At 63.1% G+C, this 16,023-nt stretch carries 17 protein-coding genes; 15 read left to right on the forward strand and 2 right to left on the reverse strand.

Going from position 1 to position 16,023, the window contains the following annotated elements:
- Positions 1 to 79 precede the first annotated feature (79 nt).
- The 14 genes from hisA to urtE all read left to right on the forward strand — a co-directional run bounded on the left by hisA (position 80) and on the right by urtE (position 13,199).
- Positions 80 to 820: a 1-(5-phosphoribosyl)-5-[(5-phosphoribosylamino)methylideneamino]imidazole-4-carboxamide isomerase gene (gene hisA, locus KFB96_RS19115; protein ID WP_213460505.1), complete on the forward strand. Its 741-nt coding sequence runs from the start codon at positions 80 to 82 to the stop codon at positions 818 to 820.
- Positions 821 to 889: 69 nt separating this feature from the next.
- The gene (gene hisI, locus KFB96_RS19120; protein ID WP_213460507.1) at positions 890 to 1,285 is read left to right on the forward strand and encodes a phosphoribosyl-AMP cyclohydrolase; all 396 of its coding nucleotides are present in this window, start codon (positions 890 to 892) and stop codon (positions 1,283 to 1,285) included.
- Positions 1,286 to 1,291: 6 nt separating this feature from the next.
- The gene (locus tag KFB96_RS19125; RefSeq protein ID WP_120796828.1) at positions 1,292 to 1,609 is read left to right on the forward strand and encodes a phosphoribosyl-ATP diphosphatase; all 318 of its coding nucleotides are present in this window, start codon (positions 1,292 to 1,294) and stop codon (positions 1,607 to 1,609) included.
- A 384-nt stretch (positions 1,610 to 1,993) separates the two neighbouring features.
- Positions 1,994 to 2,254 carry a twin-arginine translocase TatA/TatE family subunit gene (gene tatA / locus KFB96_RS19130; protein WP_213460509.1) on the forward strand — a complete coding sequence of 87 codons (261 nt, stop codon included), beginning with the start codon at positions 1,994 to 1,996 and terminating at the stop codon, positions 2,252 to 2,254.
- Between the two features lie 52 nt (positions 2,255 to 2,306).
- Positions 2,307 to 2,675: a Sec-independent protein translocase protein TatB gene (gene tatB / locus KFB96_RS19135; RefSeq protein WP_213460511.1), complete on the forward strand. Its 369-nt coding sequence runs from the start codon at positions 2,307 to 2,309 to the stop codon at positions 2,673 to 2,675.
- A 106-nt stretch (positions 2,676 to 2,781) separates the two neighbouring features.
- Entirely contained in the window at positions 2,782 to 4,005 is a 1,224-nt protein-coding gene (gene tatC / locus KFB96_RS19140; protein WP_213460513.1) for a twin-arginine translocase subunit TatC, read from the forward strand.
- Between the two features lie 107 nt (positions 4,006 to 4,112).
- Entirely contained in the window at positions 4,113 to 5,093 is a 981-nt protein-coding gene (locus tag KFB96_RS19145; RefSeq protein WP_213460515.1) for a LysR family transcriptional regulator, read from the forward strand.
- A 168-nt stretch (positions 5,094 to 5,261) separates the two neighbouring features.
- The gene (locus KFB96_RS19150) at positions 5,262 to 5,597 is read left to right on the forward strand and encodes a helix-turn-helix transcriptional regulator (RefSeq protein ID WP_213460517.1); all 336 of its coding nucleotides are present in this window, start codon (positions 5,262 to 5,264) and stop codon (positions 5,595 to 5,597) included.
- Positions 5,598 to 6,034: 437 nt separating this feature from the next.
- Positions 6,035 to 7,288: an urea ABC transporter substrate-binding protein gene (gene urtA / locus KFB96_RS19155; RefSeq protein WP_366931570.1), complete on the forward strand. Its 1,254-nt coding sequence runs from the start codon at positions 6,035 to 6,037 to the stop codon at positions 7,286 to 7,288.
- 423 nt (positions 7,289 to 7,711) lie between these two features.
- On the forward strand, positions 7,712 to 9,274 hold the full coding sequence (gene urtB / locus KFB96_RS19160; RefSeq protein ID WP_300970506.1) for an urea ABC transporter permease subunit UrtB: 1,563 nt from the start codon (positions 7,712 to 7,714) through the stop codon (positions 9,272 to 9,274).
- Positions 9,275 to 9,685: 411 nt separating this feature from the next.
- Positions 9,686 to 10,816 carry an urea ABC transporter permease subunit UrtC gene (urtC, locus tag KFB96_RS19165; RefSeq protein ID WP_213460523.1) on the forward strand — a complete coding sequence of 377 codons (1,131 nt, stop codon included), beginning with the start codon at positions 9,686 to 9,688 and terminating at the stop codon, positions 10,814 to 10,816.
- A complete protein-coding gene (gene urtD / locus KFB96_RS19170; protein WP_213460525.1) occupies positions 10,813 to 11,643 on the forward strand; it encodes an urea ABC transporter ATP-binding protein UrtD in 831 nt (276 codons plus the stop codon). Before urtC ends, urtD begins: the two co-directional genes overlap by 4 nt.
- A 75-nt stretch (positions 11,644 to 11,718) precedes the next feature.
- Positions 11,719 to 12,150: a DUF29 domain-containing protein gene (locus KFB96_RS19175; protein ID WP_213460527.1), complete on the forward strand. Its 432-nt coding sequence runs from the start codon at positions 11,719 to 11,721 to the stop codon at positions 12,148 to 12,150.
- A gap of 353 nt (positions 12,151 to 12,503) precedes the next feature.
- Entirely contained in the window at positions 12,504 to 13,199 is a 696-nt protein-coding gene (urtE, locus tag KFB96_RS19180; RefSeq protein ID WP_213460529.1) for an urea ABC transporter ATP-binding subunit UrtE, read from the forward strand.
- Positions 13,200 to 13,457: 258 nt separating this feature from the next.
- Here the strand turns inward: urtE and KFB96_RS19185 are convergent, their stop codons facing one another.
- On the reverse strand, positions 13,458 to 13,901 hold the full coding sequence (locus KFB96_RS19185) for a PaaI family thioesterase (RefSeq protein ID WP_213460531.1): 444 nt from the start codon (positions 13,899 to 13,901) through the stop codon (positions 13,458 to 13,460).
- A 121-nt stretch (positions 13,902 to 14,022) separates the two neighbouring features.
- On the opposite strand from KFB96_RS19185, the gene KFB96_RS19190 reads away from it, so the two are divergent.
- Complete coding sequence (locus tag KFB96_RS19190; RefSeq protein ID WP_213460532.1) at positions 14,023 to 14,649, forward strand: phospholipid-binding protein MlaC; 627 nt, start codon at positions 14,023 to 14,025, stop codon at positions 14,647 to 14,649.
- Positions 14,650 to 14,737: 88 nt separating this feature from the next.
- Here the strand turns inward: KFB96_RS19190 and KFB96_RS19195 are convergent, their stop codons facing one another.
- Positions 14,738 to 15,925, reverse strand: coding sequence for a fatty acid desaturase (locus KFB96_RS19195; protein ID WP_213460533.1), 1,188 nt, complete (start codon positions 15,923 to 15,925; stop codon positions 14,738 to 14,740).
- Positions 15,926 to 16,023: the final 98 nt, after the last annotated feature.

Consider the following 16,023-nt stretch of genomic DNA (forward strand, 5'->3'; position numbering starts at 1 on the left):
CTCGATCCACGTCGTCGCCGTTGCCAGAGCTCTCGGCAGGGAGGCGCCTATCCGACATCCGACAGCGAGTGACCGATCCATGTTGCTGATTCCCGCAATCGATTTGAAGGACGGCCGCTGTGTGCGCCTACGTCAAGGCCGGATGGACGAGGCCACGGTCTTCTCCGACGACCCGGTGGACACCGCCGCACGCTGGGTGGGCGAGGGTGCGCGCCGACTGCATTTGGTTGACCTGAACGGCGCCTTTGCCGGCATGCCGGTCAACGGCGAGGCCATTCGCGGTATCGCCGAGGCATTTCCGGAGCTGCCGATCCAGGTCGGCGGTGGCATCCGCGATGAAGCGACCATCGCGGCCTATCTGAGCGCCGGGGTGACCTACTGCATCATCGGGACCCAGGCAGTCAAGGAGCCGGTCTTCGTCGAGCGGGCCTGTCGATCCTTTCCCGGTCAGATCATGGTCGGACTCGATGCGAAGGACGGGCAGGTCGCCATCGAGGGCTGGGCGCAGGTCACCGAGCATCTTGCCGAGGATCTCGCGAAACGCTTCGAGGACGCCGGTGTCGCGGCCATCATCTACACCGATATCGGCCGCGACGGCATGATGAACGGGCCCAACGTCGAGGCAACCCGTGCGTTGGCCGGGGCGATCCGTATCCCGGTGATCGCCTCGGGCGGCATCACGGTCATCGACGACGTGCGTGCGCTCGCCGAGGTGGCGAGCTGCGGCATCGTCGGGGCCATTACGGGGCGTGCCATCTATGAAGGCACGCTCGACTTCGCCGAGGGGCAGCGCCTCGCGGACAGCCTGAGCCCGCGTTGAGACGGGGCCCATTGCACATGCGCGCAGCCGGGTCTTGCCGACACCGGGAGTGCCGCGAGGAGATCGACGATGTCTGAAGATTGGCTCGATGCCATCAAGTGGGATGCTCAGGGACTGGTGCCGGCGATTGCGCAGGAGCACGCGACCGGGACCATCTTGATGATGGCCTGGATGAATCCGGAGTCACTGCGGCTGACGCGAGAGACCGGGCACGCGGTCTACTGGTCGCGCTCGCGCGGGCGGCTCTGGCACAAGGGCGAGGAATCGGGCCATCAGCAGCTGGTGCACGCCATCCGGATCGACTGCGACGCCGACGTCGTGCTCCTCGATGTCGAGCAGAAGGGCGGGATTGCCTGCCATACCGGGCGTCACAACTGCTTTTTTCGCGAGCTCGATGCGCAGGGGCGTTGGGTCGAGGTCGCGCCCGTTCTGAAGGATCCGGACGCGATTTACGGGAAGGCGTGATCGATCATGAATGACCTGCTCGAGCGGTTGTCCGAGGTTCTGGAGTCGCGAAAGGGGGCGGATCCGGGAAGCTCCTATGTCGCGGGCCTGTATTCCAAAGGTCTCGACGCCATCCTCAAGAAGATCGGTGAGGAAGCGACCGAAACCGTCATGGCGGCCAAGGACGGGGTCCCCGAGAAGATCGTGCACGAGGTTGCGGATCTCTGGTTCCACACCCTGGTACTGCTCGCGCAGCAGGGTCTCGGCCCGGCCGATGTCTTGGCGGAGCTGGACCGGCGTTTCGGGCTCTCGGGGTTGGACGAGAAGGCCGGTCGTGGGTCCTGATTCCCGGGTTAAACCGCGTCCAGAGCGAGATGCTCACTTTCGAGTGAGCTCGAAGTTTGGTGAATCCACGACCCTTAGCGGGGGGCGCGGTTTAAAATTTTATATTTTTTAATACTTTAAACCGCGCCGGCTCCAGCGGTTCTGAAATCCGCCGGGGCCGATCCCATCCAAAAACATCGCATACCGCGCTGGGCGCGGTTTAATCGCCGACCTCGGGTCAGCGGAGACTAACCGCGACTTTGGGATTGCGGTATGATCCGGGCGCTTCGGGTCCCTTGAGGCAAGGGTGCCGAAGACGTCGAAAATCCAGCCGATGGAAACCGTTTCGTCGGCCTCCCCACTGAATCGAGTCGACCGTCTCAATACGACGGTACGGAGGAAAACATGGGCGCTGGTGGCATCAGTATCTGGCAACTTTTGATCATCCTGGTCATCGTGCTGCTGTTGTTCGGGACCAAACGGCTCAAGGGCATCGGCTCCGATCTGGGCAACGCGATCAAGGGCTTCCGAAGCGCCATGTCCGAGAGCGAGAAGGCCGAGGAAGACGCCGAAGCCAAGCGAGTCGAGCAGACCGCCGAGAAGCGTGTCGCCGACGGCGAGCCGGCCAAACGCGAGCCGGCGAAGCCGACGGACAAGTCCGCCTGAGGCGTCCTCTCCGAAGGCGTCACACTAAGCAAAGCGGTCACGCGAGGTTGCCATGTTCGACATGGGTTTCTGGGAGCTTTTGGTGATCGGCGTGGTGGCCCTCGTCGTCATCGGGCCCGAGCGCTTGCCGAGAGTCGCGCGTATTGCGGGGCTCTGGCTTGGGCGTGCACGCCGCACCCTGTCCTCGGTCCAGAACGAGATCCGGCGCGAGCTCAGGGCCGACGAGCTCAAAGAGATTCTCGACAAGCAGGCACGCAGCCGTCCGCTCGAGAGCATTCTCGAGGAGCCGGCGAAACGCACTGCCAAGCCGGTCTCCGACACCGAGGCCGCGCGCGCCCCGGCACGGGGCGAGCCACCCGCCGCGCCCGACGAGGCGACCTCGGCCGCCCGGCCGACCGAGCGAGACACCTCCGCGAGCTGACCGCGCCGATCCGGCGACCCGATCAACGCCCGTCGGGCAAGCCGACGCACCGCTCGCCCGATCCGCTCGCCGAGCCGCCATCCAACCAGCGACGAGAACATCACCCATGTCCCCCGCGATGCAGCCCGACGATCCGGGTGCCGAACAGCCTTTCGTCTCCCATTTAATCGAGCTGCGCGATCGTCTGATCCGTATGTCGATCGCGATCCTCGTGGTGTTTTTAGTGCTCTTCCCGTTCGCCAACGAGATCTACACCTTCGTTGCCGCGCCATTGATGGCGCAGTTGCCCGAAGGCAACACGATGATCGCGACACAAGTCGCCGCGCCCTTCTTGACGCCCTTCAAGCTGGCCCTGATCGCTGCGGTTTTCCTGTCGATGCCCTTCCTGCTCTACCAGTTTTGGGGGTTCGTTGCGCCCGGGCTCTACAAGCACGAGAAACGCCTGGCGACGCCGCTGCTGATCTCGAGCATCTTCCTGTTCTACATCGGTGTCGCGTTCGCCTTTTACGTCGTCTTCCCGCTGATCTTCGCCTTCCTGTCGGCGTCCACACCGGACGGCGTGGCGATGATGACGGACATCTCGGCCTATCTGGACTTTGTGCTGGCCCTCTTCTTCGCCTTCGGAATCGCCTTCGAGATCCCGATCGCCACCATCCTGCTGGTGGCGGCCGGGATCACGACGCCGGCAGCCCTTGCAGCGAAGCGTCCGTACGTGATCGTCGGCGCCTTCGTCGTCGGTATGCTGCTGACACCGCCGGACGTCATCTCCCAGACCTTGCTGGCCTTGCCCATGTGGGTGTTGTTCGAGCTGGGGATTGTCTTGTCGAAGGTCCTGGTGCGCAAGCGCGCGAAGGACGCCGACGAAGACCCGGATCCCGATGCCTCGGGCAGTGCGTTTTCGCCCGCCTCCCCGGCCCCGGCCCCGGCCCCGGCAGGTCCGGTCGCCGGATCGACCTCGGGCCGCGTCACGCCCCGGTCCGAGATGCGCGAGGTCGGGCGCGATCTCGATCCGCACTTCGACGACCCGGGTCGCTGGCAGCCCTTGAGCGAGTCCGAGATGGAAGCCGAGTTGGATCTGATCGAGGCGGACGAGATCACGGGGACGCCTCCAAGTGCCGATTCGGATACAGCTCCGAGGACCCAAGCCAAGGCTCCCGAAGCGGCGCTTGCGATCAATTCGGTCGAGGAGAAGATTCGGCGGGCGAACCGACTGCGCGAGCTGGGCAGCACCTTCGCCGCCCGCACGGTGCTCTATGAGGTGCTGGAGGAGGGCGATCCCGACCAACGGCGCGTCGCACGCAACATCCTCAATCAGCTCGACGAGGCTTGAGCGGATCCGAAACGCTTTTCCTCGATCGGCGCGCTGAAATAATTGCTTCTTTCAATGGGTCTGCTGGGATAGTATAGATTTATCACCATTCGAAGATCGGAATCCCAATGGGCTCAGGATCCCAAATTCACTATAAACAGAATCGACTCAAACAATTGCGGGCCTTTTGTCATGCTGCGCGCACCGGCAGCGTCAGCGCTGCAGCCGAGAAGATCTTTCTCAGTCAGCCCACCGTGTCTTTGCAGATCCAGGCGCTGGAGCGTGAGTTCAGCACTGTCTTGTTCGAGCGGCGCGGCCCCAAGATCAAGCTGACACCCGAAGGCGATTTGCTCTTCCAGATGGCCGAGCCTCTGGTCGAGGGTATGGACAAGCTGCATGAGGCCTTCGCGACGCAATGCGGTCGCGTCGACCGGGGCGTGTTGAACATCGCCGCCGGCGAGTCGACCATCCTCTATATCCTCCCCGACCCGGTGCGCGCCTTCGTCGACCAGTATCCGGGGATCGAGCTGAAGATGCACAACGTGACCGGCCGCGACGGGCTGGCCATGTTGCGTGCGGATGAGGTCGACCTCGCCGTGGGCTCGATGATGGATGTGCCCGACGACATCACCTACCGCCCGTTCGTGACCTATCAGCCGACGCTCATCACGCCGAAGGACCATCCGCTTGCGGGTCAAGAATCGGTGACCCTCGAAGAGATCGCCCCATATGGCCTGATTCTGCCGCCGCGGCATCTCAGCACTTGGCGGATGGTCGATCTGGTGTTCAAGCAACACAACCTGGCCTACCGGGTCACCCTGGAGGCGGGCGGCTGGGAGGTCATCAAGAAATACGTCGAATTGGGCCTGGGGATCTCGATCGTGACGGATGTCTGTCTGACCGGTGACGAAAACTTGAGTAGAATTCCACTCTCTCAGTATTTCCCGAAGCGCAGCTACGGTATCGTACAGAGGCGCGGGAAATTTCTGTCGCCCCAGACCAAGTGCTTCATGAAGACACTCGATCGCGTGTTTGCCGATCGTGTCGTGGAGCCGCAACCTCAAACCGTGGGTGATGTCGCAGAGTGGGAGGATGCCTATCTGGGATGATGCCCCGGCGTCCTGCCCCGCCGCGGCGGCACCTAAGGGTGCTCGAGGGTGTCATTGGCTGTAACGACGCCTTGCGCGCAGACGAAACGTGCTTGATTTGGAAGGGATTCGTACACAAATGAAACAGCACCCATACCACTGACACTCGAAAACCAGAGCCCAATCACTATGGATCTCACAAAACGCATCGGGCAACGCCTTCGAGCGGCGCGCCAGGATCAGAAACTGAGCCTGTCCGAGCTCTCCGGCCGCACCGAATCGCTGTCCAAGTCACGCATCAGCAACTACGAGCAGGGCATTCGCCGCATGGGGCTTGAAGAGGCCCAAGAGCTGGCGGTCGCACTCGGAACCGTGACCCCGACCTATCTACTCTGCCTCGACGACAAGGACCCGCTCACCATGACCGAGCGGCAATTGGTGGATTATTTCAGGCAGGCGGACGAGCGAGGCAAGGACACGATCATGAAGGTCGCATCCGATCAGTCCGGCTTCGTCGCCGAGTAGAGAGCGCATGCCGCAGTGTGCGGCTTGCCCCGTCGGCTCTCGATAGACGGCGCCGACTCCTCAGAAAAAACCCCGTTGTTGGTCAAGGCAGAGCGCGTCTTGGCGCGGATCTCCCGGGAACCCGGATCGGGCGAGCCGACGTCGACCCGGCCCGCGCCCGAGCTGCCCGCAACGTCCAGGATGGTCAATCGCGGTGCGCGTGGCGGAGCCTCGCGCCCCGGCCCACCCCCTGGCTGCGCCGTCTTGGTGCAGCTTCCAATCTTCGCAGTCCGTAAGGGCCCCAAACACGTGCTCGCTCGCTTTGGCGCGGTTTCTGCTTTGTCGCATTGGACATCCCGCTCACGGGATGACTTGACCATCAGATCCACGACCAACTGGAGCCAAAACGCATGTCTAGACGCGACCCGATCAAATCGATCTTGCTCGGCACGGGCCTGATGCTGGGTCTGAGCGCCGGATCCATCGCCCAAGCCGCGGACGACACCATCAAGGTCGGGGTCTTGCACTCTCTCTCGGGCACCATGGCGATCAGCGAGACGACGCTGAAAGACACCGTGCTGATGCTGGTGGAGGAGCAAAACAAGAAGGGCGGGTTGCTCGGCAAGCAACTCGAAGCCGTCGTGGTGGACCCCGCCTCGGACTGGCCGCTCTTCGCCGAGAAGGCGCGCGAGCTGCTCACCAAGGATAAGGTTGACGTGGTCTTCGGGTGCTGGACCTCGGTGTCGCGCAAGTCCGTGCTGCCGGTCTTCGAGGAGCTCAACGGACTCCTTTTCTACCCCGTTCAGTACGAGGGCGAAGAGTCCTCCAAGAACGTCTTTTACACGGGTGCCGCGCCGAATCAGCAGGCGATCCCGGCGGTCGACTATCTCAAGGACGAGCTCGGGGTCGAGCGCTGGGTGCTCGCCGGCACGGACTATGTCTATCCGCGCACCACCAACAAGATCCTCGATGCCTACCTCAAGCAAAACGGGGTCGCCGCAGAGGACATCATGATCAACTACACGCCCTTCGGTCATTCGGATTGGCAGTCCATCGTCTCCGACATCAAGCGTTTCGGCTCCGCGGGCAAAAAGACCGCCGTGGTCTCGACCATCAACGGCGACGCCAACGTTCCCTTCTACAAAGAGCTGGGCAACCAGGGCGTCGCCGCCGAGGACATCCCGGTCATCGCCTTCTCGGTCGGCGAGGAAGAGCTCTCGGGTATCGACACCAAGCCGCTGGTCGGCCATCTCGCCGCCTGGAACTACTTCATGAGCGTCGACGATCCCGCGAATGCAGCCTTCATCGAGACCTGGCACGGCTTCACCAAGAACGACAAGCGGGTGACCAACGATCCGATGGAGGCACACAAGATCGGCTTCGATCTCTGGGTCCAGGCGGTCGAGAAGGCCGGCACCACGGATCCGGATGCGGTGCAGGCGGCGATCATCGGTCTGGAGACCAAGAACCTCACGGGCGGGACCGCGAAGATGCTGCCCAACCATCACATCACCAAACCGGTGCTGATCGGCGAGATCCAGGAAGACGGTCAGTTCGCCGTCGTCTGGGCGACCGAAGAAGAGGTCCCCGGCGACGCCTGGTCCGACTTCCTCGAAGGCTCCAAGGATCTGACCGCCGATTGGACCCCTCCGGTCATGTGCGGCAACTTCAATACCCTGACCCAGACCTGCCTCGGGGCGCAGGCGCAATAGTCATTGAACCGCGTCCTGTTGAACCGCGTCCGGCGGGTTAAGCGCTGTTTGAAGTCTGGGCTCGACTTGGCGTGAGTCCATGAGCCCGGAGGTGGACGCGGTTCAAGTGTTTTGTTCGGACGCGGTTCAGGTGATTTCCGGGAAAGGATCGACCGGCCTGTAGGGGCGAATTCATTCGCCCCTTGGTCTTCCGGTCACGCGCAGTCGGGATACTGTTTCAATGATGATCCGGTTCGGTCAGCCCGTTTCCCGCTGGCTCGAAGTGGCTGGACGCGGCTTCGACGTCGGATTTCGCCGATGAATCAATGGGGCATTTCAGGACGGCCTCGGACCGCAGCGAGTATCAAGATGCCCATGAGTCCGATACGCCGATCACGACGATTTCCGCACCTGGGGGGCCTTGGCCTCGTCTTTGGTGTCCTGATGTTGATGGTGCTGCCGCTCGGCAGCCTCGCCGATGAGATCGACGCGGCCTTGATCGATCTGAGCGACCGCTCGTTCGAGGTGAAGCAGGCCGCGGTCGACGTGATTGCCGTCGGCGGCGATCCGCGCGCCGCGACGCTCCTCGAAGCCCTGTTGGGCGGCAACCTCTATGCCCGCGAGTCGGACCGGCGCCCGGTCCTGGTCGCGTCCGCTCCCGGCGGGTATCGACTCACCGACGCACTCGACGGCAGCGATCTCGGCGAGGTCGAGCGCGGCGCCGTGAAGAAGATCACGATCAACAACCGCATGCGCAACCAGCTGCGCACGGCGATCGCCGCCCTCACGCTGGCGAGTCCCGATCCGGCGGTTCGCCTCAAAGCCGCGCAGCAGATGCTCGGCGACGCCGACCCGATCGTGGTCGAGGCGATCCGCGAGCAGCTCGGGCGCGAGGACGACCAGCGCGTCCGCGATTATTTGGACCTGAGCCTGGCACTGGCCAGTCTTCGGGACGAGGCTCCGGCGGCCCGGCTCACCGCAGTGAACGCGCTTTCGGGCAGTCTTTATCCGGCCGCACGCAACGCCCTGACCAAGCTGCTGAGCGACGAACCCGACCCGGAGGTGCGCGCCGCCGCCGAGCGCTCACTCGCCGCGATCGAGCAGAAGCTCAAGCTCAACGCGGCGGCGGAGACGCTCTTCTTCGGGCTCAGCCTCGGCTCGGTCCTGGTGCTCGCGGCCATCGGTCTGGCGATCACCTTCGGGGTCATGGGCGTCATCAACATGGCCCACGGCGAGCTGATCATGATCGGGGCCTATACGACCTATCTGGTCCAGCAGGCGATGCCCGGATTCCTCGACTACTCGTTGTTCGTCGCCATCCCGGCGGCCTTCGTGGTCGCCGGGCTGCTGGGGATCCTGATCGAGCGCACCGTCATCCGCTTCCTCTACGGCCGACCGCTGGAAACCCTCCTGGCCACCTTCGGCATCAGTCTGATCCTTCAGCAACTGGTGCGCACGACCATCTCGGCCCAGAACGTCGCCGTGCAGAATCCGTCCTGGATGAGCGGGGCGCTTCAGATCAATCCGGCGCTCGCCTTGACCTACAATCGGCTCTATATCCTGATCTTCGCCTTGATGGTCTTCGTGGCCCTGCTGCTCATCCTCAAGCGCACCGCCTTGGGGCTGCAGGTGCGGGCGGTCGCCCAGAACCGGGCGATGGCGCGCTCCATGGGCGTGCGCTCGGCGCGGGTCGATGCGCTCACCTTCGGCCTAGGTGCCGGCGTGGCGGGTGTGGCCGGCGTCGCCTTGTCCCAGCTCACCAACGTCGGCCCCAACATGGGGCAGGCGTACATCATCGACTCCTTCATGGTCGTGGTCTTCGGCGGGGTCGGGAATCTCTGGGGAACCCTGGTTGCCGGCTTGACCCTAGGCGTGGCCAACAAGCTGATGGAGCCCTGGGCCGGCGCCGTGCTCGCCAAGATCCTGGTGCTGGTCTTCATCATCCTCTTTATCCAGAAGCGTCCGCGCGGGCTCTTCCCGCAACGCGGCCGCGCGGCCGACGGCTAGTGGTCCGCTGTCGAAATCCCGAGACCGTTTGAGCGCCTCGAGCAGCACGACAGATGTGCCGGCCCCGTTCGTTGTCGTTGTCGTTGTCGACCATCGATACGACAACGACAACGAAAAGGATCTCGGACGGTCTCGGAATTTCCGAACCGTTGCACTAAACCGCGTCCAGAGCGAGATGCTCACTTTCGAGTGAGTTCGAAGTTTGGTGAATCCACGACCCTTAGCGGGGGACGCGGTTTAAAATTTTATATTTTTTAATACTTTAAACCGCGCCGGCTCCAGCGGTTGTGAAATCCGCCGAGGCCGATCCCATCCAAAAACATCGCATACCGCACTGGGCGCGGTTTAGACGGTTCGGTGGGATGAGGAAAACCGACAGGTTGAGTTTTTTGAGGTTTCGGAGAGACGAGTATGGGTGTGATCAGTGTCATGCGAGGTGACAGAGGCGGACAGGCGATGCTGGCCGTCCTGCTGGTCGTCGCGGTCGTGGTACCGATCCTGAATCTGGTCGTGCCCGAGTCCAGCCCCTGGCATGTTTCCACCTACACCGTGACCCTACTCGGCAAATATCTGACCTATGCGCTGCTCGCCGTCGCGGTTGATCTGGTGTGGGGTTATCTGGGCATCCTGAGTCTGGGCCATGCCGCCTTCTTCGGCCTCGGCGGCTATGCGATGGGCATGTATTTGATGCGTCAGATCGGCGATCGCGGTGTCTATGGTCACCCGGTGCTGCCGGATTTTATGGTCTTTCTGAACTGGTCGGAGCTACCCTGGTTTTGGCAGGGCTTCGACCTCTTCTGGTTCGCCGCGCTCATGGCCATCCTGATTCCGGGCGCGCTCGCCTTCGTCTTCGGTTATCTTGCCTTCCGCTCTAGGGTCACCGGCGTCTATCTCTCCATCATGACCCAGGCGCTGACCTATGCCCTGATGCTGGCCTTCTTCCGCAACGAGATGGGCTTCGGCGGCAACAACGGTCTGACCGACTTCAAGGACATCCTGGGATTCGATCTGAAGAGCGACGCGACCCGGATCGGTCTCTTTCTCGCCTCGGCGGGCGCCTTGGCGATCGGCTATCTGGCCTGTCGCTGGATCGTCACCTCGCGGCTCGGGCGCGTGGCGGTCGCGATCCGCGACGCCGAGGCGCGCACCCGCTTCATCGGATACCGGGTGGACCGGGTCAAGCTCGCCATCTTCACCTTCTCGGCGATGCTCGCGGGCGTGGCCGGGGCGCTCTATGTCCCGCAGGTCGGCATCATCAATCCGGGCGAGTTCTCGCCGCTCAACTCCATCGAGCTGGTGATCTGGGTGGCCATCGGGGGTCGCGCGACGCTCTACGGTGCCGTCATCGGCGCCATCCTGGTCAACTACGGCAAGACCTATTTCACCGGCGCCTTCCCCGAGGCATGGCTGTTCGCCCTGGGTGCGCTCTTCGTGATCGTCACACTCTTCCTGCCCAAGGGTATCGCCGGGCTGGTCGGCATGATCCGAACCTGGCGACGATCGCGATCCCCTGCCGCATCCGCAGCGGAGACGGCGCCATGAAACCGGTCGAGCAACTGCGCGAATCCATGCGCAAGGACCGGCAGTGGAGCTTTATGTACTCCATGCTGGATCTGGAGCTGGATGTCAGCCAGGGCGTGATCCTCTATCTGGAAGACGTCAGCGTCAGCTTCGATGGCTTCAAGGCGATCAATAATCTCAACTTTTACGTCAACGCCGGCGAGCTGCGCTGCGTGATCGGCCCGAACGGGGCCGGCAAGACGACCATGATGGACATCATCACCGGCAAGACCCGCCCGGATACCGGCAGCGCCTATTTCGGGCGGACCATCGATCTGCTGCGACTCTCCGAGCCCGAGATCGCCGCGCTCGGGATCGGCCGAAAATTCCAGAAGCCGACGGTCTTCGAGTCCCACAGCGTCTTCGAGAACCTCGAGCTCGCGATGGCCGGCGACAAACGCGTCTTCCCGACCCTGTTTGCGCGAATCAGCGGCGAGCAACACGACCGCATCCACGAGGTCCTGGGAATCATCGGTCTCCAGGAGCAGACCCACCGGGAGGCCGGTGCGCTCTCGCACGGCCAGAAGCAATGGCTCGAGATCGGCATGCTGCTGATGCAGGACCCCCATCTGCTGCTGGTCGACGAGCCGGTCGCGGGAATGACGCACCAGGAGATGGACCGCACGGCTGAGCTGCTGCTCTCGCTGGAGGGCAAGCACTCCGTGGTGGTGGTCGAGCACGACATGGACTTCGTCCGCTCCATCGCCAAGCGCGTCACCGTCCTGCATCAGGGCTCGGTCCTCGCCGAAGGCAGCATGGACGAGGTGCAGAACGACCCGCGCGTGGTCGAGGTCTATCTGGGGGAGTAATCCCGATGGGGATTTCCTCATGTATCCTGTTCGAGACGACGCGCCACGCGCGCGAATGCGCTCGGAGACCACGCGATGACGACGGAATACGATCAAGACTTCTATGCCTGGTCGCGAGAGCAGGCCAGCCTGCTGCGCTCCGGCCAATACGGGCGACTGGATGTCACGCACCTCGTCGAGGAGATCGAGGACTTGGGCAAACGAGAACGGCGCGCGTTGGAAAGTCGGCTCGCCGTCTTGCTGGGTCATCTCCTCAAATGGCAGTACCAGCCGGGTTATCCGGGCCGCAAATCCTGGCGCGCGACCATCAACACCCAACGCCGCGCGATCGCCAAGCTGCTCGACGAGAACCCGAGCTTGGCCGCTAGATTGGACGAGATCATCCGCGATGCCTATCCGGACGCGATCGACCTCGCCGTTGCCGAGACGCCGCTGGACTATGATGACTTTCCGGAGGGCTGTCCCTGGGACCAGACGCAAATCCGAGGCACCTTCCTGCCCGGCTAAAATGCGTCTCGAGCAATATGCGATGCGATCGCTTGGGACGAGCTGCCGATGAGTCTGCGACCTCGGCAGGGACGCGGTTTAGTGACGATTCAGAAACAAGGTGAACGCCTTGATGAACACGTAGGATGGGTAGAGCGTCAGCGAAACCCATCCTCCAAACCGCCGCGTTGCCGGGTGTCGGTCCGATGCGCTTGGCGCGGGCTGGATGGGTTTCGCTGCGCTCTACCCATCCTACGTGTTTCTGTTGTTTTTGAATCCTTCCTTATCTTGAATCGCGTCGACTCCGAGGTTTTTCGGGGCATCGACGCGGCGGCACACGACGACATCGATTCTCACCTCGGACGCGATTCAATATGCTTCAGATTTCGGGACTCAATCAGTTCTACGGCGAGAGCCACACGCTCTGGGATCTGGATGTCGAGATCCCGCAGGGGCAGTGCACCTGCGTCATGGGTCGCAACGGGGTCGGCAAGACCACGCTGATGCAATGCATCATGGGGCTGCTCCCGTTGCGGTCCGGCTCCCTGAGCTATCAGGGTCAGGATCTCGCGCGTCTCACCGCCGAGCGTCGCGCGCCGCTCGGGATCGGCTATGTCCCGCAAGGTCGGCAGATCTTCCCGTTGCTGAGCGTCGAGGAGAATCTGCGCATCGGTCTCGCCGCGCGGCCCGATCGCGCCAAACAGATCCCCGGCTACATCTTCGAGCTCTTCCCGGTGCTCAAGGAGATGCTCGGGCGCCGCGGCGGCGATCTTTCAGGCGGTCAACAACAACAGTTGGCCATCGGCCGGGCACTCGTCATCGACCCCAAGCTCCTGATCCTCGACGAGCCCACCGAAGGCATCCAACCCAACATCGTCCATGAGATCGGCGACATCATCCGCCGCCTCATGACCGATCTGAACCTGACCGTCATCCTGGTCGAGCAGAAGCTCCCCTTCGCCCGCCGCGTCGCCGATCGGTTCATTATTCTCGACCGCGGACGGCTGATGGCGAGCGGTGGGATGCCCGATCTGACCGAGGATCTCGTGAAGCAATACCTGACGGTGTGAGTCCGAGCGGCGATGCGGGGCTCGTTGGACTTCGCTCTCGCACGCCCCTATCGGCCATCGGCGATTTCCGCATAACTCCGACCCGTAGGTTGTGCTGACGGCAGGAAGCACAACTTCCGCCGGCAGTCGGTTGTGCCTCGCACGGCTCGGCACAACCTACGGCCCTGAGACTCGCACGGAGACACGGAGTCACGGAGACACGGCGCACATTCAGGAAAGATCTCGTAATCTCCGTGTCTCCGTGTGAGATATTTCGAGCTATAACCCCGAGTGCTCGGCAAGCGCCTCGCGTTTCCGATACACCGTCCCCTGAAAGAGCGCGATCAGGGTCTGCTCATCGTCGCGGATGCGGATCAGATAGGTGGCGAGCTTGGGGTTGATCGAGACCTCTTCGGCCTCGGCGACGAGTGTCCCGCCGCGGGCGGAGGTCATGTAGGAGATGGTCACGTTGATCCCGAGCGCGACCGTGCCGTGTGAGTTGGACGCGACCGCGAAGACCAGATCGGCTAGGCTGAAGATGGCGGCGCCGTGGACGACGCCGACGGCGTTGCGGTGGTGGTCATGGATCTCGAGCTTGGCCTTGGCCCGGCCGGGCGCCATCTCCAGCAGCTCGATGCCGACATGTGCGGCGAAACGGTCCTTGAGAAAGAAGTCCTTCAGATCGGCCTGGGTCGGCTGAGGGGGCAACTGGGGGTTCGTCATGGGTCTCTCCTTCACGACTGATGATCCGAATGTCGTCGAGCGGGCATGCAACCGCTTCGCCGGACGCGGTGTCGAAGTTTACCCCTACAGGAAACCGGACAACCGGATCGGATATCGCCCTATGACCCCAGTGAACTATCGCGCCCTCTGGGCGACGCTTCTTGTGTTCCAATGCGCCGTGTTCTTCCCGGCGACGGCTTACAGCGGGCTGAATGAGCCGCAACGCATCATCCAGCAGGTCTCGGACGGACTGATGCAGGTGCTGCGCGAGGATCGGAATCTGCTCGAGACCGACCCCGGCTATGTCCATCGTCTGGTCGACGAGCTGTTCTTGCCGCATGTGGACGTCCCGCGCGTCTCGGCCTTGGCGCTCGGACCCTATTGGCGGGATGCGACGCCGGAGCAGCGCCGGGTGTTCCAAGTGGAGTTTCAGCGGCTCTTGATCCAGACCTATGCCTCCGCGCTCGACGCGCTCAGCGCATGGGACATCCGCTTCTTACCCATGCAGTTGGAGCCCGGCGCCACGCGCACACTCGTGCGCACCGAGATCCAGCAGCCGGGCGGGCAGTCCGTGCGGGTGGACTATCGGATGGCCTACAGCGACGGGCGTTGGCGAGCCTACGACGTGGCGGTTCAGGAGATCAGCCTGCTGGCCTCGTATCGCAACCAGTTCACCTCGGTGGCGCAGCGGCGCGGCCTCGACGGGTTGCTCGAGGAGTTGACGACCCGGAACGATACCCGGCGTTGACCAAAACCGCGCCGGCTCCAGCGGTCGTCAAGTCTGCCGATGCCGATCCCATCCAAAAACCTCGCACACCGCGCAGGGCGCGGTTTAATTAGCGAGCCAGCGTCGGCGCCAGTGCAAAACCGCGCAGATTCTTGGAGAAGCGTTCCAAGGCATGGATGCCGGTCGCCTCGGCCTGCTGACACCAATCCTGAAGCGCGTTCAGCAATGCCTCCTGGCTGGGCGCTTTGCGGTCCCAGATCTCCTGCAGACGCTCGCGAAACTGATAGACGGTGGCGAGCGTCTGGCTCTTGGCCAGGATCTGCTCCAAGCTGCTGCGCGCGGCGACGTCGAGTCGCTGGCCCTCGGTCAGGAGCAGTCTTCGCGCACGCCTGACCAAGCGTTTGCAGTGCTCCGCGTCGCGGCACAGCTCCTCGCGCGAGACCGGACCCATCACCTCTTTCCCGTAGCGTGCAAAGACGTGCATTCGGCTCGTGATCACGGCACGCAGGGTCTCGAGATCCAATTGCGACTTGCCCGGGACTACCTGCGGGTTGGGTGCGACCCGGCGGACCTTCGCGAGGCGCAGTGCATTGAGGATGCGGATATACATCCAGCCGATGTCGAACTCCCACCATTTCGACGAGAGTCGTGCCGAGCTCGGGAAGGCGTGATGGTTGTTGTGCAGCTCCTCGCCGCCGATCAGGATGCCCCAGGGGACGATGTTGGTGGAGGCGTCCGGCGGCTCGAAGTTGCGATAGCCGAAGTAGTGGCCGACGCCGTTGATGACTCCGGCGGCGAAGATGGGGATCCACAGCATCTGAACGGCCCAGATCACGATGCCGTAGACGCCGAAGAGGACGAGATCCAGGATCAGCATGAGCGCGACTCCCTGCCAGGCAAAGCGGCTATAGAGCCGGCGCTCGAGCCAGTCGTCCGGGGTGCCTTGGCCGTAACGCTCGACGGCCGTGCGATCGCTCGCGGCTTGTGCGTAGAGCTCCGCGCCCTCGGTCAAGACCTTGCGCAGACCCAAGACCTGCGGGCTGTGCGGGTCCTCGGCGGTCTCGCACTTGGCATGGTGGCGCCGATGGACGCCGACCCACTCCTTGGTGACCATACCGGTCGTCAGCCAGAGCCAGAAGCGAAAGAAGTGCGAGACCGCCGGATGCAGATCGAGCGCCCGATGTGCTTGTGCACGGTGCAGATAGACCGTCACGGCGACGATGGTGATGTGGGTCATGCCGAGCGCGATGAGCACGGCTGACAAGATGTCGACGTCGAGCAATCCGTAAGGCGTCATGGATGTCCTGAAAGAGTGGTGGTGGCGTGCCGGTCGTAGATGGACGGCGATCTGTCCCTTTGCCGTTGTCCGGCTCGTGCAGCACGGCAGATGTGTCG

Origin of the sequence: Thiocapsa sp., assembly GCF_018399035.1 — a bacterium.
Classification (GTDB): domain Bacteria; phylum Pseudomonadota; class Gammaproteobacteria; order Chromatiales; family Chromatiaceae; genus Thiocapsa.